This is a genomic window from Bacillus sp. JJ1474 (assembly GCF_036965225.1).
Classification (GTDB): domain Bacteria; phylum Bacillota; class Bacilli; order Bacillales; family Cytobacillaceae; genus Cytobacillus.
In genome coordinates this window covers 34,754-56,215 of the sequence record NZ_JBALPC010000066.1, presented here as the reverse complement: position 1 = coordinate 56,215, position 21,462 = coordinate 34,754, and the positions used below count along the sequence as shown (strand labels likewise).

General features: G+C 40.9%; 20 protein-coding genes. All 20 read right to left on the bottom strand.

Annotated elements, in window-relative coordinates:
* Positions 1–339: 339 nt before the first annotated feature.
* Positions 340–1,839 (bottom strand): lysine--tRNA ligase, encoded by a 1,500-nt coding sequence (gene lysS, locus V7164_RS10260; RefSeq protein ID WP_335347203.1) that lies wholly within the window; start codon positions 1,837–1,839, stop codon positions 340–342.
* Between the two features lie 195 nt (positions 1,840–2,034).
* Positions 2,035–3,036, bottom strand: coding sequence for a tRNA dihydrouridine synthase DusB (gene dusB / locus V7164_RS10255; RefSeq protein ID WP_335347184.1), 1,002 nt, complete (start codon positions 3,034–3,036; stop codon positions 2,035–2,037).
* A gap of 39 nt (positions 3,037–3,075) precedes the next feature.
* Positions 3,076–3,291, bottom strand: a complete 216-nt coding sequence (locus tag V7164_RS10250; RefSeq protein WP_335347185.1) for a helix-turn-helix domain-containing protein — start codon at positions 3,289–3,291, stop codon at positions 3,076–3,078.
* Complete coding sequence (gene folK, locus V7164_RS10245; protein ID WP_335354029.1) at positions 3,243–3,770, bottom strand: 2-amino-4-hydroxy-6-hydroxymethyldihydropteridine diphosphokinase; 528 nt, start codon at positions 3,768–3,770, stop codon at positions 3,243–3,245. Before folK ends, V7164_RS10250 begins: the two co-directional genes overlap by 49 nt.
* Positions 3,770–4,132 (bottom strand): dihydroneopterin aldolase, encoded by a 363-nt coding sequence (gene folB, locus V7164_RS10240; protein WP_335347187.1) that lies wholly within the window; start codon positions 4,130–4,132, stop codon positions 3,770–3,772. The genes folK and folB overlap by 1 nt, the downstream gene beginning before the upstream one ends.
* Before the next feature lie 5 nt (positions 4,133–4,137).
* Positions 4,138–4,902, bottom strand: coding sequence for a dihydropteroate synthase (gene folP, locus V7164_RS10235; RefSeq protein WP_335347204.1), 765 nt, complete (start codon positions 4,900–4,902; stop codon positions 4,138–4,140).
* A gap of 73 nt (positions 4,903–4,975) precedes the next feature.
* Positions 4,976–5,833, bottom strand: coding sequence for an aminodeoxychorismate lyase (pabC, locus tag V7164_RS10230; RefSeq protein WP_335347188.1), 858 nt, complete (start codon positions 5,831–5,833; stop codon positions 4,976–4,978).
* Between the two features lie 12 nt (positions 5,834–5,845).
* Complete coding sequence (gene pabA, locus V7164_RS10225; RefSeq protein WP_335347189.1) at positions 5,846–6,418, bottom strand: aminodeoxychorismate/anthranilate synthase component II; 573 nt, start codon at positions 6,416–6,418, stop codon at positions 5,846–5,848.
* On the bottom strand, positions 6,415–7,830 hold the full coding sequence (locus V7164_RS10220) for an anthranilate synthase component I family protein (protein ID WP_335347190.1): 1,416 nt from the start codon (positions 7,828–7,830) through the stop codon (positions 6,415–6,417). The genes pabA and V7164_RS10220 overlap by 4 nt, the downstream gene beginning before the upstream one ends.
* A 107-nt stretch (positions 7,831–7,937) precedes the next feature.
* The gene (cysK, locus tag V7164_RS10215; RefSeq protein WP_335347191.1) at positions 7,938–8,867 is read right to left on the bottom strand and encodes a cysteine synthase A; all 930 of its coding nucleotides are present in this window, start codon (positions 8,865–8,867) and stop codon (positions 7,938–7,940) included.
* Between the two features lie 234 nt (positions 8,868–9,101).
* Positions 9,102–9,998: a peptidyl-prolyl cis-trans isomerase gene (locus V7164_RS10210; RefSeq protein ID WP_335347192.1), complete on the bottom strand. Its 897-nt coding sequence runs from the start codon at positions 9,996–9,998 to the stop codon at positions 9,102–9,104.
* Positions 9,999–10,019: 21 nt separating this feature from the next.
* Positions 10,020–10,898 carry an Hsp33 family molecular chaperone HslO gene (gene hslO / locus V7164_RS10205; protein ID WP_335347193.1) on the bottom strand — a complete coding sequence of 293 codons (879 nt, stop codon included), beginning with the start codon at positions 10,896–10,898 and terminating at the stop codon, positions 10,020–10,022.
* A gap of 38 nt (positions 10,899–10,936) precedes the next feature.
* The gene (locus V7164_RS10200) at positions 10,937–11,713 is read right to left on the bottom strand and encodes a type III pantothenate kinase (RefSeq protein WP_335347194.1); all 777 of its coding nucleotides are present in this window, start codon (positions 11,711–11,713) and stop codon (positions 10,937–10,939) included.
* Positions 11,714–11,999: 286 nt separating this feature from the next.
* On the bottom strand, positions 12,000–13,994 hold the full coding sequence (gene ftsH, locus V7164_RS10195; protein WP_335347195.1) for an ATP-dependent zinc metalloprotease FtsH: 1,995 nt from the start codon (positions 13,992–13,994) through the stop codon (positions 12,000–12,002).
* Between the two features lie 141 nt (positions 13,995–14,135).
* Positions 14,136–14,681 carry a hypoxanthine phosphoribosyltransferase gene (hpt, locus tag V7164_RS10190; RefSeq protein ID WP_335354028.1) on the bottom strand — a complete coding sequence of 182 codons (546 nt, stop codon included), beginning with the start codon at positions 14,679–14,681 and terminating at the stop codon, positions 14,136–14,138.
* A 76-nt stretch (positions 14,682–14,757) separates the two neighbouring features.
* Positions 14,758–16,146: a tRNA lysidine(34) synthetase TilS gene (gene tilS, locus V7164_RS10185; RefSeq protein ID WP_335347197.1), complete on the bottom strand. Its 1,389-nt coding sequence runs from the start codon at positions 16,144–16,146 to the stop codon at positions 14,758–14,760.
* 61 nt (positions 16,147–16,207) lie between these two features.
* A complete protein-coding gene (locus V7164_RS10180) occupies positions 16,208–17,200 on the bottom strand; it encodes a serine/threonine protein kinase (protein WP_335347198.1) in 993 nt (330 codons plus the stop codon).
* Positions 17,169–17,906 (bottom strand): vWA domain-containing protein, encoded by a 738-nt coding sequence (locus V7164_RS10175; RefSeq protein WP_335347199.1) that lies wholly within the window; start codon positions 17,904–17,906, stop codon positions 17,169–17,171. Before V7164_RS10175 ends, V7164_RS10180 begins: the two co-directional genes overlap by 32 nt.
* Before the next feature lie 297 nt (positions 17,907–18,203).
* Positions 18,204–20,687 carry a stage II sporulation protein E gene (gene spoIIE, locus V7164_RS10170; protein WP_335347200.1) on the bottom strand — a complete coding sequence of 828 codons (2,484 nt, stop codon included), beginning with the start codon at positions 20,685–20,687 and terminating at the stop codon, positions 18,204–18,206.
* 241 nt (positions 20,688–20,928) lie between these two features.
* Positions 20,929–21,405 (bottom strand): S1 domain-containing RNA-binding protein, encoded by a 477-nt coding sequence (locus tag V7164_RS10165; protein WP_335354027.1) that lies wholly within the window; start codon positions 21,403–21,405, stop codon positions 20,929–20,931.
* Positions 21,406–21,462: the final 57 nt, after the last annotated feature.

Here is a 21,462-nt window from a genome sequence, read left to right as displayed (position 1 = left end):
GCTCATAAATGTCTTTTTTGATAAAAAGACTAAAAAATAAACGTTGACGTTTTTGTTCGTTCAGTTTTCAAAGAACTACCATGTCGCTCATAGGCGACTTTTTAATAATAACAGATTCCTCAAGCTGAGTCAACAACTTTTTTCATCTTTTTTCGATGCCGTTTGCGGCAACGGATATAAATATACCACCATAAATACTATTGTGCAATAGATTTTTTAGTATTTTTTCGGATAATATTAAAGTAAAAATATTCATATTATTTTTACCCCGTAAACAAGGGCTTCCTTTAACAAAAAAGGCAAAGCACCTTTTTAGTGTGCCTTGCCTTTAGTATTTTATTAACGATGACGCATAAGTGGAAAAAGAAGTACATCTCTTATAGATGGAGAATTCGTTAATAACATAACGAGACGGTCAATCCCGATCCCTAATCCACCTGTTGGAGGCATACCATATTCTAATGCCTCAATAAAATCGTCATCCATCATGTGAGCTTCATCATTGCCCTGCTCACGCTCCTTAAGCTGTGCTTCGAAACGTTCTCTTTGATCGATTGGATCATTTAATTCTGTAAATGCATTCGCATGCTCGCGAGCGACAATGAACAGCTCAAAACGATCTGTAAATCTTGGGTCTTTTTCATTTTTCTTAGCAAGAGGCGAAATTTCTACTGGATGGCCGTAAATAAATGTTGGCTGAATTAACTTTTCTTCTACCTTTTGCTCAAAGAATTCATTTACAACGTGGCCATAAAGCATATGCTCCGTTACTTCAACTCCATGTTCCTTCGCCAAAGCATGAGCTTCATCAGCAGACATCTCTTTCCAGAAGTCTACTCCTGTATATTCTTTAATGGCATCCACCATATGAAGTCTTTTCCACTCAGGCTTAAGGTCTACCTCATATTCACCATACTGAACAGTAGTTGTTCCAAGCACCTCTTGTGCAATATGTGCAATTAGGTTCTCTGTCAAACTCATAATATCGCGGTAATCAGCATAAGCTTCATATAGTTCAATCATCGTAAATTCAGGATTATGGCGAGTTGAAACCCCTTCGTTTCGGAAAACCCGGCCAATTTCATAAACCTTTTCTAATCCTCCAACAATTAGACGCTTTAAATGCAGCTCAATTGCAATTCTCATAAAGAGCTCCATATCTAATGCGTTATGGTGAGTAATAAATGGACGAGCTGATGCACCGCCGGCAATGGAATGCATCATTGGTGTTTCAACTTCTAAATATCCTTGACTATCTAAGTAACGGCGCATAGATTGAATAATGCGGCTGCGCGCTACAAACGTCTTTTTACTTTCATCACTCATAATTAAATCTAAATAACGTTGGCGATAGCGCTGTTCAACATCCTTAAGTCCGTGGAACTTATCAGGAAGCGGACGTAAAGCTTTCGTTAAAAGCTCAAACGCTTGTACTTTTATAGAAAGCTCGCCTACTTTTGTTTTAAAAAGCGTACCCGATACTCCTACTAAATCTCCAAGATCAGCAGAATCGAAAATTTCATAACTCTCTTCTCCTACTGCATCAGTACGGACATAGATTTGAATTTGGCCAGTTAAGTCTTGAATATGAGCAAAACCTGCTTTACCTTTTCCGCGCTTTGTCATAATACGGCCAGCAATCGTTACTGAAATATTTTTTCCCTCTAATTCTTCTTTTTCAAGTTCTCCATATTGATCGATTAAATCCTGAGACTGATGAGAACGCTCAAATCTTTTCCCAAATGGATCTAGCCCTTTCTCACGCAGGCTATTCATTTTTTCCCTTCTGACTATGAGTTGGTCATTTAATTCCTCATGATTCTGACTCACTTGTATCATCTCCAATTTGCAAATCTTTTTATGTAAAGCGTAAAACTGCTAAATAAAGGTCTTTATACTTTTATTATTTTACACAAAGTAAGCAGGACACACACCAATAATGTTTATAAATAGAATAAAAACTGCCAGTTTATACACTGGCAGTCCTCTCTGTATCAAAAGTATTATAGTTAAAGAAGCTAGTGATGTCAAACATTACCCAGCTTGTATTCGGCTATGCTCCTTCTCTTCTGCGTCTATAACAATCGCATTTAGCAAGGTAACAAGATCCTCTCTTGTTTCGCATGTATTGATGGCGTTTCTTGCATTTGCGTTTCCGCGGATTCCTTTTAAGTACCATGCAGTATGCTTACGCATTTCACGAACAGCTATATTCTCATTTTTCAAAGCAATCAAGCGGTCAAGGTGAAGGATGCATACATCGATTTTTTCGCGCACACTTGGTTCTCCCATTAATTCTCCTGTTTCCAAATACTTAATGGTACGATAGATCATCCATGGATTTCCTAGTGCTGCCCGGCCGATCATGACTCCATCACAACCAGTTTCCTCAAGCATACGCTTTGCATCCTGAGGGGTCTGAACATCTCCATTTCCGATCAAAGGAATATTGAGGTTCTGCTTTACTTCACGAATGATATCCCAATTTGCTTTTCCCTCATACATTTGCACACGTGTACGTCCGTGAAGGGAAACTGCTTTCCCCCCGGCACTTTCAACGGCTTGAGCGTTGCGGACAGCGTAAATATGATCTTCATCCCAGCCCATACGCATCTTAACCGTAACAGGCTTTTCAACAGCATTTGTTACAGCCGAAACCATTTCATAAATTTTATCTGGGTCCAGCAGCCACTTTGCCCCAGCATCACATTTTGTGATTTTCGGAACAGGACAGCCCATATTAATATCTATAATATCAGCATTTGTATTTTTATCTACAAATTGAGCCGCTTCAATTAAGGTTTCCTTTTCTCCGCCGAAAATTTGCAAACTAAGCGGCTTTTCACGTTCATCTATATAAAGCATATTCATTGTCTTTTCGTTTTTAAAAACAATTCCTTTATCACTGACCATTTCGGCGCATACGAGTCCCGCGCCAAATTCTTTAACAGTCAGACGGAATGCCGAGTTGCATACTCCAGCCATTGGGGCAAGTACAACTCGATTTTTTAACTCAATGTCGCCAATTTTAAACAAATGACACAACCTCCTTTTAAAAAAATTCGCAGGTTACAATTACTCATTTTCCTCCGGAGGCGCTAAATCTCCAACGGTAATATTTAGCAAGCCGGCAATCCGCTCAATTAAATCCGGTGCAGGCATACGGTTTCCCCTTTCAATCTCACCAAGAATGGAAACAGATACACCTAACTCTTTTGCAAATCCTTCTTGTGTATAGCCTTTCAATTTTCGAAAAGCGCGAATTCGTCTTCCCCATTTATCTGCTTCCATATCCGTACTCCCTCTCTATCAGGAATTTCCTCTAAAGCATCTTGAAGAGGAATGTCCATCATCGGAAGCTTGATGCCGGAATAAATCTCTAAAAGAGGAATGATGACAAAGGCTCTCTCATGCATCCGAGGATGGGGAACAGTTAATTTCTCTGAAATAATATTCTCTTGATTATACAGCAAAATGTCAAGGTCAATCGTCCTAGGACCCCATCTAATATCCCTTTTTCTGCCCAGGCTTTTTTCAATTTCCATGCAGGTATTAAGTAATTCAAAAGGGCTTAAGTCCGTTTTCACTTGAATAACCATGTTCAAAAATTGATCTTGCTCTTCGTAGCCAACCGGATCTGTTTCGTAAATGGATGAAACATTTACCACCTTTACTCGCGGCACCGAATTAATACTTGCAATTGCATCTTTTAAGCTCTCAAACCGATCCCCGATGTTTGAGCCTAAAGCTATGTAAGCTTTATTATTCATTATCCCCTGCTCCTTGTAATTTCAACTGCTACCGATTCATAGTGGCCAGCTATAGGAGGGTCTGGCTTAATTACCCTTACATTCACCTGGGAAATAGCTTCAAAATGATTAAGCATTTCCCCGGCAATCTTTTCAGCTACAGCTTCTACAAGTTTAAAAGGCTTTCCTTCAACAATGTCCTTACAAACTTGATAAAGCTCAGCATAATTGATGGAGTCTTCAAGATTATCTGTTTCTCCAGCCCTTTTTAAATCTGCTTCTACCGTCAAATCTACAAAAAAACGCTGCCCAAGGCGGGTTTCCTCAGGAAAAACGCCATGGAAGCCATAAAAGGCCATTTTCGTTAAGGTGATTTTATCCATCGAGATCAGATCCCCTTCCCGACAAGTGCATCCATCATAACCGCCATTCGTTTCATTTCCTTAACGTCATGAATCCGGATAATCTGGCATCCTTTTTCAATTCCGTAACAAACGGTTGCACCAGTTCCTTCCAGCCTCTCTTCAACAGGCAAATCAAGAACCTTCCCTACCATAGATTTTCGGGATGTTCCTAATAGGACCGGGTAGCCTATTGACACAAGCTTATCCAGATTTTTCATCATTTCAAGGTCATAGGTTAATCCTTTCGCAAAACCAATCCCTGGATCTAAAATAATATTTTCATCCTTAACGCCTGCATTTTTTACCAAGGTAATGCTTTCAAATAAATCATTTACAACATCTCGATAAAAATCAGTATAATCAATATTCTTTCGATTGTGCATTAATATAATGGGTACCTGCAAATCGGCAGCAACCCCGGCCATGTCGGGATCAGCCTTTGCCCCCCAAATATCATTAATAATGTGAGCGCCTGCTTTAATCGATTGCCTAGCCACTTCCGCTTTATACGTATCTATTGAAATTGGGACTTTAACTTCTTTTGAGATGGCCTCTATCACTGGGACGACCCTTTCCAGCTCTTCTTCCACTGTCACAGGATCAAAGCCTGGACGTGTTGACTCCCCGCCAATATCAATGATATCAGCCCCGTCCTTTACCATTTGAAAAGCGCGTTCGACCGCTTCATCCATGCGGTTAAACTTTCCCCCATCGGAGAAAGAATCAGGAGTCATATTTAAAATTCCCATAATAAGTGTTTTCTTGCTGTAATCTAATGTATAAGGTCCACATTGAATGTTATTTTTCAAGAACAAAACCTCCTCAAACATCTTGTCTGCTCCACAGCCTCGTGCATTGCTGCTCATAAAGCTTTTGGAGAGCCTTTACCTTTGCTCCCGATACTCCAGGCATTTCCTTCCCGTCAAACGAGGATATTGGAACAATTTCTTGGATGGAGTTCGTGACAAACATTTCGTCCGCCTCTAGAGCCTGATCTACTGTGAAAAAGCCCTCTTGAATATCCATCCCAATAGAATTGGCCATCTTGATAACAAACTGTCTTGTAATTCCGTTTAAAATGCCAGTTTCCACTGCCGGCGTGAAAAGAGTATGGTCCTTTATCCAAAACAGATTCGATACAACACCCTCAGCCAAGAATCCTTCCTTCGTTAGAAAAATCCCTTCATAATCTGGGGAATTGCCTATTTCTCTTTTTGCTAAAATATTATTTAAATAATGGTGTGATTTGAGCCTTTCAAATCCTTCGGGTGTATTACGCTTTAATCTCAGTGTCACTGCCTTTTTCTCCTGCATCGGATTCCTTGGAGGAAGAGGCTTTGCAAAAATAATCAAATTGGGGTGGTCATATGGTTCTGTTTGCAGCCCGATCTCACCTATCCCCGAAGATACATTTAATCGAAAATACGCATCTTCTAATTTATTCTCCTTTAGAAGGAGCTGAAGTGCCTGTACGATTTCCTCACATGTATATTGAACGTTAATATTCAACACCTTTAAACTATTGTTCAACCGTTCCATATGGTCGTTCAATAAAAATGGATGACCGTTATATGTTCTAAACGTTTCAAACAAGCCCATCCCATACAGAAAGCCATGGTCGAATGGAGAAATAAGCGCCTCTTCCTTCCGAACCAACTCGCCATTCATATATAAATACAATTTCCACTCCCCCTATCTGCCATAAGAGTGAAGGAAGTTCTTTAGTAAATCCTTACCTGCCGTCGTCATAATTGACTCCGGATGGAATTGCACACCCTCAACAGGAAGCTCTTTATGTCGGACAGCCATTATTTCTCCCTCAGAGGTCCATGCAGACACTTCTAAGCATGAAGGAAGGGTTTCCTTTTTAACGATTAAGGAATGGTACCTAGTTGCTGGAAATGGATTAGGCAAACCTTCAAAAATGGTTTTTCCATCATGATAAATTTCAGAGGTTTTCCCGTGCATGAGCTTTTCAGCCTGAACAACTTCCCCGCCAAATACCTGTGCAATCGATTGGTGCCCTAGACATACGCCGAATACTGGGATCTTGCCAGCAAAGGACTCAATCGCTTCTAAGCTTATACCCGCCTCATTCGGACTGCATGGGCCTGGTGAGATCATCAGAAACTTTGGCTTCAGCTGATCGATCCCTTCAATGGTGATTTCATCGTTTCTTTTCACGAGTAATTCCTCGCCAATCTCACCAAGATATTGAACAAGGTTATACGTAAATGAATCATAATTATCAATCATCAGAATCATTTTGGTGCACCTGCTTCCTGTTCAGCCATTTCTTTCGCTTTCCAAAGGGCAATGGCTTTTTTCAAGGATTCTTCATATTCATTTTTGGGATTTGAATCAATAACTATTCCTGCACCTGCTTGTACATGTGCTTTTCCTTCTTTAACAATCATCGTGCGGATGATGATATTCAGTTCAACATCCCCGTTAAAATTAATCCATCCTAATGAACCTGTATATGGTCCTCTTGTTACAGGTTCCAGTTCCTCAATAATTTCCATCGTCCTAATTTTCGGAGCACCCGTAATCGTTCCTCCGGGGAATACAGCATCTATTAAGTCAAAGCCATCCTTGCCTTCAGCAAGCTCTCCTCTGACATTCGAAACGATGTGCATGACGTGGGAATATTTTTCGATGACCATGAATTCATTTACTTCAACAGAACCGAACGCGCATACACGCCCTAGGTCATTTCTTTCCAAGTCGACAAGCATCACATGCTCAGCCCGCTCTTTCTCATTTTCAATTAGTTCATTCGCAAGCTTCATATCCTCCGCCTCATCTCCGCCCCGAGAACGAGTACCAGCGATTGGACGAGTGCTTACTTCCTGATTCTTTTTCTTAATTAATAATTCAGGCGAACCGCTGACAAGCTGGTACTCAGGCGTGTGAAAATAGCCCATATACGGAGATGGATTGAGCACCCTTAGCTGATCATAAACATCAATGCCCTCGACCCGTATTGGCCGGCTTTGACGAACAGAGAGGTTTACTTGGAAAACATCTCCCTGAGAGATATAATCCTGCACTTTTTCAACAGCTTGAATAAATTCCCCTTCACTTACGGAAACTTCAAGCTGATCATCTACATTCCGAGGCTTGTTCTTGAGTAATGAAGGGTATTCTTTCGTCCAAAGGGACTCCCATTCTTTCGCTTTCTTTTCCAATGATTGCTCATCTTCATTATCCCCATACAAAAACATGATCCATAAAACATTATGTACTTTATCAAACACAAACCATTCTTTAAAAGTTAGGAAATGGATGTCAGGAATTTGCAGATCATCCTCCGCGATATTCGGCAAACGCTCAATGTAACGGCCATAATCATAGCTGATCAAACCAATGGCTCCACCTTGGAAGTCAGGCAGCCCATCTACTCTTTCAACCTCGTACTGGCTCATCCAATCTTTCAGTAAGTGCAGGGGATTGCCTTCTAGCACCTGTTTTCCATCTGATTGGATCACTTCTAATTTCGATTGCTTCCCGATTAGCACGGCATCAGGGTCAAACGCAGCGATGCTGTATTGACCCCCTCTCCCGCTTTCCAATATGACATGATGCTGCTTACCTTCAGCAAGATGCCGGTATTGCGTAAAAAATAAATCAAAAGAAAAAGGGATTTTTTTTGCGTGTATGTTGAATTTTTTCACAGGATTTTCACCTCTACATATTTATCTTTTTCCATCATACATGAAGATTGCTTAGAGGAAAAACAAAAAAAAGCAACAGCTAAGACTAAGCTATTGCTTTATGTTAATTATTCTGTTTCAAATTGATAAAGCGGTGTACTTAAATAACGTTCCCCGTTACTCGGAAGGATGGCAAGAACCTTCTTTCCTTTACCTAGCTCCTTCGCTACCTTTAACGCAGCGGAGATAGCAGCTCCTGAGGAAATTCCGCCAAGAATTCCTTCTTCCTTCGCTGCAAGACGTGCATATTCAAATGCCTCATCATTCGAAATCTTAAGGACTTCATCATAGATTTCCGTATTAAGAACCTTCGGAACAAACCCAGCACCAATTCCTTGGATTTTATGCGGACCAGGCTTTCCACCTGAGAGAACCGGTGAATCAGTTGGTTCAACTGCATAAATTTTAATATTATCATATTTTTCACGAAGTACGCTGCCCGCACCAGTGATCGTTCCACCCGTACCGATACCTGAAATAAAGGCATCAATCTGATCACCCATCTGCTCGACAATTTCTTTCCCTGTTGTACGGCGATGAATTTCTGGGTTGGACGGATTTTCGAATTGCTGAGGCATAAAATACCCGTGCTCTTTCGCTAGTTCATCAGCCTTTCGGATAGCCCCATTCATTCCTTCAGGTCCTGGAGTTAACACTAAATCTGCACCATAGGCACGAAGAAGATTACGGCGCTCCATACTCATTGTTTCTGGCATGACGAGTATAGCCTTATAGCCTTTTGCAGCTGCAATCATCGCAAGACCAATTCCAGTGTTGCCGCTCGTAGGCTCAATAATGGTTGAACCTTCCTTCAAGGCGCCACTTTCTTCTGCCGCTTCAATCATGGCTAAGGCGATACGATCCTTTACACTGCTTCCAGGGTTCATATATTCTAATTTGACATACACATCTGCACTATTTTCATCTACAAGTCGATTAAGCTTAACAATCGGTGTTTGACCTACTAGTTCTGCAATTGAATTTGCTAAACGAGGCATTTTCCCCACTCCTTAATCCGAGTATATTTATTGGTTTAATTAAAATTTAATACTTATAAGCGTTCATGTCAAATGTTTTCTATGAAAAAAGGCTGATTTTTACATAATTTCATACTTTCGCCTATTCTTCTATAAACTATCCTTCTTCATCACAAATCATGCCTGTATCCTAAGATTATATTTTCCGCAGAAAAAAGATGACTCAGCTCGTCCTGAGTCATCTCTAAAGGTATTCTAATGTGCTTCTGTTTTCCCATAAAACCATTCTACATCTAATTCATTCCAAAGAGGCCTTGCAGAAACAGGAGTATCCATTTGTTCTAAGGCAATTTGTCGGCGGATTTGGTCTTTCACTTCCTTATAGGAGTATTCTTTTCCTCTGACATGCTCATGAAGCATGACAATGGCATAACCGTCATCCATCTTAATTGCCTTGCTCCAACTGCCTGGTTTAAGGTTTTTAATCTCATCAATAAAGGATTTCGAATAGCGTTCAGTATCCTCGTTAATATACCCGGCATCCCCGCCAAAATTAGCTGTGAATTCATCAATCGAGCGCTCCATCGCCAGTACAGAAAAGCTAGAGCCCTGATCCAATTCCTTTATAGTCTGGTCCGCCTCTTTCTTTGTTTTGACAATGATTTGAGAAATATGATAGGAGTCAGGCAAGTTAAATTGGCTTTTATTTTTTTCGTAATAACTTTTTATTTCTTTTTCCGAGATTTTTGCATCTCTTGTTAAAAGTTCTTCAAGCATAAGACTGCTTTTTATTTGCTGTCTCCATTTATTCTCGTCAGACGCTTGATAGCCGCCAGAAGACCCGTACATCGTTTTGAACATATTTAATTCACGTTCAACTGCTTTATCTGATATGTTAACGGCGTACTTTTTCCCGGCTGTTTCAATCACCTTTTGGTCAATAAGCTCTTTTAAAACCTCTTTCCCATATCGTGATTCCATTTCACTTAGCCAATCCTGCCGAGTAATCTTCTCTTTACCAATGGTCGCCACGGTTTCATGATTTCCTGAGCTGCCTTTTGCAAGAAAAAGAGCAATCGTTAAGCAATTTAGCAAAATTAGTCCAACAATAATGAAACGCAACTTATCCTTCTTCAGCCTTTCCCTCTTCAATTCATTCTCCTCCAAAGCCGTCTAATCTGCTTCTCGTTTTAATCCCTCTAATTCATCCTTTGAATAATGATATATTTCATTGCAGAAATGGCATTGTGCTTCTGCTTTTCCTTCTTTATCGATCATATCCTGTATTTCCTCAGCGCCTAAACTAGTGATAACATTTCCAAATCTCTCTTTTGAACATGTGCAAGTAAAGGATACAGGCAGTTTTTCTAGAATTTTAATATTTTCTTTTCCTAAAAGCTCTTCCAACAACTCCTCAGGCGTTAAACCCTGCTCAATTAGCTTAGATACTGGAGGAATCGTTTTTAATCTATTTTCAATTTGACTAATCGTCTCGTCTTCCGTTCCAGGCATTAGCTGCACAATAAATCCGCCTGCAGCAAGGATCGTGTTGTCTGGATTTACTAGAACGCCTACCCCAACGGATGATGGTGTTTGCTCTGAGGTGACGAAGTAATACGTGAAATCTTCTCCTAATTCACCTGAGACAATCGGAACCTGACCTGAAAAATTTTCTTTCATTCCGATATCCTTGATAACCGTTAATGACCCCGTAGTGCCGACCGCGCGGCGGACATCAAGCTTGCCCTGTTCATTTAAGTCAAAATGGGTTTGCGGATGAGTCGCATACCCACGCACCTCACCCCTGGAATTACTATCTACTAAAATGGGGCCGATTGGGCCGCCGCCTTCAATTTTAATAGTGATTTTCTCTTCACCTTTTAACATAGCTCCCATCATCACACCTGCGGACATAGCCCTGCCTAGTGCGGCAGATGCAGTCGGCCATGTCTGATGCCGTCTTTGAGCTTCTCCAATCGTCTCTGTCGTACGAACGGCATATGCGCGAACTTGTCCATTATATGCAATTGCTTTTACTAAATAATCACTCATTTGTAAGCCCCTTTCTGTTGCTTTAACACACTGTTCTTTTATTTTGCCGTTTCCATATTACGCTTATAAATCAGCTGTAGCCCTTTTAGTGTTAAAAATGGATCAACGATATCAATAGCGGCTGATTCTTTCGCAATTAACCCTGCTAATCCTCCAGTAGCAATTACCGTAGGGCTTTCTTTTGCCTGTTCTTTTATCCTTTTTACAATTCCCTCTACTTGGCCAACATAACCAAATAAAATTCCTGCTTGCATCGCAGAAACGGTATTCTTCCCAATAATGCCCTCAGGACGGGCAATTTCAATTCGAGGAAGCTTGGCTGCTCTCGAATATAGGGCCTCCGTTGAAATGCCAATACCAGGGGCAATTGCACCGCCCATGTATTGTTTCTTTTCGTTAATATAACAGTAGGTTGTAGCCGTGCCAAAATCGACAATAATGAGCGGGCTGCCATAATCATGAATCGCTGCAACAGCATTCACAATTCGATCCGCTCCAACCTCTCTTGGGTTTTCATATTTAATATTTAAACCGGTCTTGATTCCAGGGCCAACAATCAGCGGTTTGATATGAAAGTACTTTTCACACATTCGCTCAAGAGCTGTCATGATTGGCGGGACAACAGAGGAAATGATGATTCCATTTATATCGGCAAACGTTAGGTTTACATGTTCAAACAGGGATTTTATCACAATCCCGTATTCATCTTCTGTTTTATGCCGGTTTGTCTCTATTCGCCAATGGTATTTCAGCTCGTCCCCATCATATACACCTAATACCATATTCGTGTTCCCTATATCAAAAACAAATATCAATTTTCTCACCACTTTTATATTTGAGTTTTAAGTTGCTATTAACAGCATTTTCACTGAAAACATCATAACATAACTTGAATGGGATGGTGTAATAAGAAATGCGGAGAGTGCCCGATTATCGGCGACAAGCATAAGACGAGCCAGCAGGAAGGTTGTTCTTTACCTTCTTGATGGATTGGCTTATGACCTCGAGCCGATGGCACTCGCAGCTAGACAGTTCTCAAACTTGAAAAAACTATACTTTATCAAATTAAAAAAAGCGCCCAAAGCGGGCGCTTTTGCCAGACTATTCTTTTTTATCTTCGCCAATTGCAGGTGGGTCTTCCATTTCCGCAGGCGATGAATTTTCTCTTGTCTCTTGGATCTCTCCAGTAACCGCATTGTCCTCTTTATTGACGTTAATATTTACTTTAACGTCATTTGAAGATGATTCATCTTCCTTAGCGACAGGGCGATCTGGCAGTGTTCCATGATCCATTAAATGCTTAATTTGCTCTGCATCAAGCGTTTCAACCTCAAGCAGGGTATTGGCAATCAGATCTAGCTTCTTGCGATTTTCTGTAAGAACCTTTCTTGCCTTTTCATAGCTTTCTTTAATAATACGCTGAATTTCTAAGTCAATTTCATAGGCAATGGCATCAGAATAGTTCTGATCGTTGTTGAAATCTCTTCCTAAGAATACTTGGCCGCCTTGTGATTGACCGAATTGCAGCGGACCAAGCTTATCGCTCATTCCAAACTCAGTCACCATTCTGCGCGCAATCCCTGTTGCACGCTGGAAGTCGTTATGGGCTCCAGTACTTACTTCACCGAATACAATTTCTTCTGCGACACGTCCGCCGAGCAATCCGACAATTTTGTCAAGAAGCTCTGGCTTCGTCATGAAGAAACGGTCTTCTTTTGGAAGCATAACGGCATATCCGCCAGCCTGGCCACGAGGGACAATAGTAACCTTATGAACCATTTCTGCATCCTCAAGCACAACACCAGTTACAACATGGCCAGCTTCATGAAACGCAACAATATTTCTTTCCTTTTTCGAAATGACTTTGCTTTTCTTAGCAGGACCAGCAATCACTCGATCCGTAGCCTCATCAATATCTAGCATATCGATCTTTTTCTTATTTGAACGAGCTGCTACAAGCGCGGCTTCGTTTAATAAATTCTCTAAATCTGCACCAGAAAAGCCTGGTGTGCGTTGTGCAATAGCCTTTAGGTTCACTGAGTCATCTAAAGGTTTATTTCTAGCATGCACTTTAAGAACAGCTTCTCTCCCCTTAACATCAGGGCGGTCCACTGTGATTTGGCGGTCAAAGCGTCCTGGACGAAGTAAGGCTGGGTCCAAGATATCTGGACGGTTTGTCGCTGCAACGATAATAATCCCTTCATTTGCACCGAATCCATCCATTTCAACTAGTAACTGGTTAAGCGTTTGTTCACGTTCATCATGACCGCCGCCTAGTCCTGCGCCACGCTGACGACCAACCGCATCAATTTCATCAATAAAGATAATACATGGTGCATTCTTTTTCGCATTTTCAAATAAATCACGGACACGTGAAGCACCGACCCCGACAAACATTTCAACGAAGTCTGATCCGCTAATGGAGAAGAACGGTGTTCCTGCTTCACCTGCAACAGCACGTGCAAGTAACGTTTTACCAGTTCCTGGAGGCCCAACTAATAGAACCCCTTTAGGAATTCTTGCGCCTAATTCAGAGAACTTTCTAGGGTCCTTCAAGAATTCAACAACTTCTACAAGCTCCTGTTTTTCCTCATCTGCGCCCGCAACATCTTTAAAGCGGACTTTCTTCTTACTCTCATCATAAAGCTTTGCTTTACTTTTACCGAAATTCATCACACGGCTGCCACCACCCTGTGCTTGGTTCAGCAAGAAGAAGAATAAAATGAAGATGATGATAAATGGAATAATGGACGTGAAAAATGTGACCCAGCCGCTCGTTTCCTTCGCTGGCTGAAAATCTACTTCCGATTTCTGCGCAAGTGCATCAATACGGTCAAGGATATTATCACTATTCACCACGTAAGTTAGGAAGTACTTCCCTTTTTCATAGCCTTCAAGCTGGCCTCTTACTTCATAAACGCCTCTTTCCGGCTGCATGGTAATAGACGTTATTTCTCCACTTTCTAAGTAAGTAACAAATTTATCGTAAGAAATTTGTTCAGTCGGCTCATTATTGCCGTTAAAAAAGCTGACAACACCTATAATGACTAAAAATATCAATAAATAAAAGATGGTGTTCCGGAAGATCCGATTCATCCCTTACCTCCTCCCACGGTTAACAAACTATAATGTATAGTAGCATAGTGAATTGCGACAATTCAAGGAATTACCCTTCATAAGACTGGAAAAATTCTAGAAGTAAATAAAGCATCCTCATTATTAACTTGATTTTTCTGCTTAATTGTTGTTACTATATATTTCCGGCTTAAGAACGCCAATATATGGCAGGTTACGATACTTTTCAGCGTAGTCCAAACCGTAGCCTACGACAAATTCATCAGGAACAATAAAGCCAACATAATCTGCATGAAGATCGGCTTTTCGTCCTGTTGGTTTATCAAGTAAAGTGACAATTTTAATGGACTTTGCCTTACGGTAGCGGAATAAATCAACTAAGTAGCTTAAAGTTAAGCCGCTATCGATAATATCTTCAATAATTAGAATGTCCCTGCCTTCAACTGAAGTATCCAAATCCTTTACAATTTTGACCTCTCCCGAAGAAATAGTGGAATTCCCGTAGCTGGAAACATCCATAAAGTCCATTTCTAAATAAGTGTCCATACGCTTTAACAGATCACCCATAAAAGGCATTGCCCCTTTTAAAATGCCAATGGCAAGAGGAAAGCGATCCTTGTACTCCTCTGTAAGCTCTGCGGCAAGGGCTTTTATTTTTTCCTGAATTTCTTCTTCTGAAATTAGTACCTTTTCAATATCATTTTTCATCTTTCGTGAGCCCCCTAGAAGTTCATTGCTTGTAATAAAATGTAATTCTATACTTACTGTTATACATTCATCAAAATCATTTTTCCATATAAGATAAAAGGATATAACTAGAATCAGGATGGTAACCGATGGAATATTGAGATTCCTTTATCCCTGGTATCCACAGGATTTCACCTTTGCTATCCGTTACAATCGGCCAAGTATTTCGCTCCGTCAACGGCATCTTCTTATCAATAAAAATGTCCTTAACCTTCTTCGACCCCTGCATACCTTTCAATGTCATACGGTCTCCATTTTCTCTAGTGCGAATAACAATCGGCAAGGAGATGGAGTTCCGATCTAATAGAAGGGTGTGAGGCTTTAAGCTCCCATCTGAACCATAGGTATATTCAAATGCGATACTGCTGCCGTTAGGCAAGCTAACTTTTCCGGGTTCAGCTATTTCAAAACGATAAGATTGTACAGGATGAGAACGAAATAGAAAATGACATCTTTCGTATGAACGTACAATATTCAAACCGCTTGGGAAATGAAGGGTTCCGGATGGATGAGGACTGCTCATTAATGAAAAAACATTTTCTGTATGTAATGCAGATAGAGATGCAGGTTTTTTCTTATAAAGATAGTTTAATATTAGTTGAATACCTCTCCTTTGTAAAGGCATTGGCATTGCTTGAAAGTCCTTTATATTCAGGATTATTTCCTGAGCAGATTTCTTTTCCATTACTTTATTCATTTTTTGGACAGTTAATTCCTGCAAAAAAAACTCATCGCTTTGAATTTCTTCACTAAAACGCTGAAAATGCTCGTGAACCTGGGGATTTTCCTTTCTAAGGAAAGGCATAATTTCCTTACGAAAGCGGTTTCGGCTGTAAATCCCCTTTTCATTGCTAGGATCTCGTCGCGGGTCCAAATCATGCTCCAGACAATACATTTCTATTTGCCATCTATTTAGACATAAAAAGGGGCGGAGGATTTGCCCATTGCCAAAGGGCCTAAAAAAAGCTATTCCTGCCCTAGCTTCCCCCGAACTTCCTCTTGTTAGCCTCATAAGAATAGTTTCAACCTGATCATCTCCGTGGTGGCCTAAAACGAGATAATCTGTTTTATGCTTACTCATTACTTTTTCAAAAAAGCGGTATCTGCACTCTCTTGCTGCAATCTGTGAGCTTTTTCCTGTTTCTTGTATGTATTGCGGAACATTCACCTGTTCCATTTCAAATGGAATCATTCTCGCTTCGCAAAACTGCTGAACAAATTTTGCTTCTGCGAATGATTCATCTCCTCTAAACATGTGATCAACATGAGCAGCTATAATTTGAAGATTAAACTGATCTTTTTTGCTCCATAAATAGTGAAGAAGGGCCAATGAATCAGGCCCGCCTGAAACCCCTATCAAAAGCTTCTTATTGTCCAGCTCCAAGCCTTTTCGCTGAAGAAATGCTCTTACTTTGGCATCTAGCATATGATTCTTCCTTCTTGATTTTACTTAAAGCATAACATTTTCACGATGTTCTTTTCAAAAATTACACTAATTGTCCATATATATAAATGACATATAAAAGGGAAATGATTAGAAAGATTAGAATGGTTTCCAGAACGCCTCCCCTCTTTTTCTTCCTTATATAGGATTGACGTCTAACTGTAGTATTATTTGTTTGTACTTGTGTTTGCTTCCTTTGCGGGGCTCTATTTACTTTTTGAGGCTTTGGTTCTGGCTGCTGGTTCAGTTGTAAAATGGATTGTCGCATTTCTTCTGCTGAAGTAAACTTCCCATGTAGAGCATGTAAGATAACGCCTTCGAATTTCAAAAGCTCTTTCTTTTGCCTCACCATAAAAATGAGCTGTTTCAAATCTCCTGATGTTTTGTGAAACCTTTTCGGATAGGCAATATTTATTAGAATCATCGCAACTGCGAAAAGATCATAGGCAGGATCAGCCTTTCTTGAACCAAGCCCCCAATACCCCCGATCAAAAAACTCCGTAAATTCCTTAATGGCCCTCCCCTGTATCGTTGTGCCGCCAACATCGATACAACGAATTCTAGGCGGCGGTCCTGTTACAATTAAGTTTTCTGGTTTAAGGTCGCCAAATACCCATCCGCTTTCGTGTAGCTTATGTAAATCACTTAAGAGCTGGAGAACGACAACCTCTGTCCAGGATGGCCCCTTTTCCTGAATAAACGTTAAAAGATCTGGTCCTTCGATGTATTCCATTACATAAAAAGATATTTGCCTGCCTTTCCATATCCAATCATCGACATCAAGCAAAGAAGGTCCAAGGGCGGAGCCTGGGACCTTTGCAAAGGATTTTAGTACATTTACCTCTGATGTTACGGACATTCCGTTATCACTCATTTTTAATGCAACTCGCTGACCTCCGGAATTAGCTAAAAACACGATGCCATTTGCCCCGTAACCAAGCTCCTTTAAAATCGTATACCGATTGTGATGCCACTTTCCTTCGATCACCGTGCCAAGTTTAAGTTTAAATTGATTCTTCAAAGAATGATTCATCATCACGGGAAAGCAGACTCCTTAATGAGCGTTTTTTCTTGAATTGAGATAAAGCTTCGCGTATGGCAGGGCCAGTCGGGGTAATGCCGCCTGTTGTTAATTTCCCGAAAATACTTGTTAGGGCACCTAGATTAGGGGACCAATCCAGAAGCTTTTCGACTTCCTTCTTTTTCCCCGGAAATACGAAGACTGAAAAACGATTTTCTCCAGAACGTGCATTCAGGCTTAACGATAAATCTAGCAATGCTTCCTTTACGGTAGGGAGCTTATGTGCCATACTAGCGCTCGTATCCACTAAAACAAGCACCTCAAGCTCAACGGTTTCTCCAAGCTCATCGACAACCTCCATGACCTCGCCTCTTTGATCAGGCGGAAGATCCTCAACTGTTTTCGCTCCCCCAAGAATTTGCTGCAATTCACGGTTTACAACTCCTTGAAGTGTTTGTGTCATCGCTTTCCTCGTAACCATTTGGACCGTTTGGGAAAGCTGCTTGGCATAGACAATCTGACTGATGCCTCCTCCTGACATGGCAATCCCTTCAATTTCACTCATGCTCTTTTCATCTAATACGTCTTTTTCCATGACTCCTATGACATTTACCGTAATTCCTTGCTCCTTTGCCAGAGCAGCCATCGCCATCGGATCCTCGCCTTGGTTAGAGCATCCATCTGTTATCAGTAATATTTGCTTTAACGTGCCAGTTTTCATAAGGTCTCCCCTCCATTAAAATAAAATAATTTGGCTTTTTCGAATTTGAGAATTGTCTAGCTGCGTGCGCCATCGGCTCGAGGTCATAAGCCAATCCGACAAAAAGGTTAAAGTACAACCTTTCTGCCGGCTTGTCTTATGCTTGAGGCCCGCAGGATGCGGGTCATGCAGACGTTGCCACAGGACGTGGCGTACTTAGTCTGCGTTCATTTAAACAGGCGCACTCCGCCTTTCGTTATCATTTTCGACTCTCAGGAGGGGAATTATACATATTTTCGGATGTTTAGGTTAAATTAACTAATTGGCTTTTTTACGCAATGCATGGACAGGAATACTTGTCCATTTTGGCGTATTATGTTTTATCTTGGCTACAACTACTGTCATGTCGTCTTCAATATATCCGGATCTAGATCGAATGACCTCTTCCATAATCAAATCAGCTACGTCTTGCGGATCTTCCGTTTTTAACTCACTAAGTTTTCTCTTCATCCACAAGTCGAAGTTTTCTACATGCTTCGGCCCTTCAAAGATTCCATCACTCATCATCACTAATAGATCACCGGCCTTAAGCTGCTCACTCACAACATCTACTTCGAATTCTTGAAATATGCCCATTGGGAGATTACTAGCTTCGACCTTTAGAACTTTAGATCCTCGTTTAATAAAGCTTGGGGTGGAGCCTATTTTCAGAAATTCAGCTCCCGCGTTTTGAAGATCAATCATCGCTAAGTCTAAGGTTGAGAATATTTCATCTGTTGTGCGCAAGGCTAATACAGAGTTGACTGATTTAATCGCCACCTTTTCCTCAATGCCTGATTGCAAGATTTTTTGTAAAAGCTGAAGCGTTTCTTTGCTTTCTATATGCGCCCTCTCTCCATTGCCCATTCCGTCACTAATGGCTATCGCAAATTTCCCACAGCCTAATTCGATCGTAGAGTAGCTGTCACCTGAGATAAACCCGCCGTCTTTTGCAGCATGCGCAACCCCCGTTTCCACTGTAAACGCCTTCGCTGATCGGAAAGTAACATGGCAAAACCCATTCGGATAAGCGGAACATTCCTCCGAATTCACAACAATCGATTCTCCTAAAATATCTGAAAGCATTGGAGCAATCAGTTTCTCGCATTCCCCGTGCCCTTGGCAGTAAGGAATGGTCATATCAATATCGACATTTCTTTGCTCAAGGCTATAAATCTCAACTTGTTCGATATGGATCCCAAAATCCTGTAAAGCCTCTAGAATAAGCTCCTCCTGCTTATGATGATTTTCCCGCTCTCTTTGAATTTCTTTTGCAAAATCCCCCATCACCTCTGAAACACCGCGTAATTGATCTGCAACTAGCTTTCTGCTTTCCTGAACCTGCTTCTTAAGCTTTTGATTTGCATAATAAAAGGTGAGCTCCTGCTGAATCGTTTCTGTCACTTTCTTCGACCTTGTACAATGCTTTTCCCATTCTCTTGAAAGCCGAGGTGAAAGTTCGCCGTGATTTTCATCCAAATCATTCATAATCTCTTCCATATAGGCATATGTTGTATCAAAGTTTCTTGTCCAGCAATGATCCTTTTTAAAGCAGGATTGACAGGTCTTACTTGTTACATTACTTAAAAAGTAATCAAGCTCCCGGTCGGATTCATCTTCTTTCCATTCAGTCGGCTCGTCATAGGAGGAAAAGCTTTTTGAAAGGGCCTGAAAGACATTTGAAAATTGAGCTACCCTTTGAGCAGTAACATCACGCATTTTCCGCATATACTGCTGCTGTTCAGCAGCATACTCAGGTGTGCCTGGAATATGCTTGGCGAGCTTGGCTGATAATGCTTGAGGGGTTAGAAGAAACAGGAAAATAGCGGCAGACGTTTCCAAAACTGTTTTTAATAGATTACTGCTTTCTTCTCCGTACATCCCAATTAATAGAGTAGCTATCAGCAATCCGGCAGCAACGCCTATTTTTCTTCCTTCTTTTAATAGACCGCCAAGAAGGCCCGCAAACGCAAGCAAGCTCATATGATAGAAGCTGGAAACATTCGCAAGACTGAAGATTAAGCCTGTTACCACTCCCACTGTCGATCCCACAGTTGCTCCGGCAACAAAGGCAAAAAGCAGGACTAGGTATCTCGACATAATATGTTCAACAGAAAGATCGTAGACCGTCCAGCCAATCGTACCCGTCATAACAGAAGCGAGCATAATGATTAAGCAGACAATTTCTTCCGTTTTCAACGATTGCCGGCGCTTGCTTATCGATAACAGCGGAATGCTTTGAATAAAAATAAGTGTAAGGATGAAGCCAAGGCTTGCTTCCACCCCTGCCATCATTCCATCATAGACAGTCAGCGTTTTTGTTAAAATAAAATCCTCTAATAATTTTCCGCCTAGCAATGTAAGGAATACAAAAAACGGCAATGCTCGCATTTCATTATGGAGCCACTTTTTTGCCATTCGAAAGACAAATAGAAACATAAAGGTAATTCCAAAAGCGGAAACCGCATTTGGGATAGAAATCGTAGCAGCACCAGCAATTAATCCTACTAATGCGAGGGGGGCTTTATCCCTTCTAATGAAATAAACCGCAGCAAAAAACGGGAGACTAAAAGGAGTAAGCTTGGCCAAAATTAACGCTCTGCCAAGTAAAAAGCCAATCAACAACAGAAGATAGCCCTTTTTGAAGAAAAAGGTTTCCATCCCTAACTGAAATTTATTCAATCCTTTTGCGAATTCCAATTTTGGTCTGTCTAAATTTACTTCTCCGATCGGCTCGACTAAATTCCTTTCTACCTTTTCCATTTTATTACACTCCCCATCCTTTATCGTATTGCTTATTATAAATTCAATGGGGCTAGAAGTTTGTCAAAAGAGCGGACAGGCTTCTATTTTTCGTTCGACTCATTTCTCCGTAAAGCACAAAAAGGAAACAAAATGTTCTATAAAAGCATAAAAAAGACAAGTCCTTTACGACTTGTCTTGAATGGGAATCATAAACGTTCAACCCTGCAAAATTAAAAATATATATCAACTAAGCAGCAAGTTAACCTCGTCTAGCGCCTCTTCCCCCACGCTTCGATTCAGTATTACGTTTTAATGATGACAGACGATCTTCACTATCCTTTAAGAAACGAGCCATTTTAGATTCGAAATTTTCTCTTGATGGACGATTATCGTTTGCTCTGCCTTGACGTGGACGTTGAGAATGTGAATGTCCTCTAGACTCTCTTCTTTCGCCTCTTTCAGGTCTTTCCGGTCTATCTGGTCTATCTGGTCTTTCAGGCCGATCCTTTGCCTTTTTAATGGAAAGACCGATCTTTCCATCCTTTTCGACATTAATAACTTTCACTTCGACCTGGTCGCCAACTTTAAGGTGATCATTAATGTCCTTCACATAATTGTCAGCGACCTCGCTAATGTGCACCAGACCTGTTGAGCCTTCCGGTAACTCCACAAACGCTCCGAAATTTGTAATTCCTGTTACCTTTCCTTGTAACTTGCTGCCCACTTCGATTGACATAAAAAGAAATTGCCTCCTTGAAAGATATAAAAATACTTACTACATATTATACCGAAC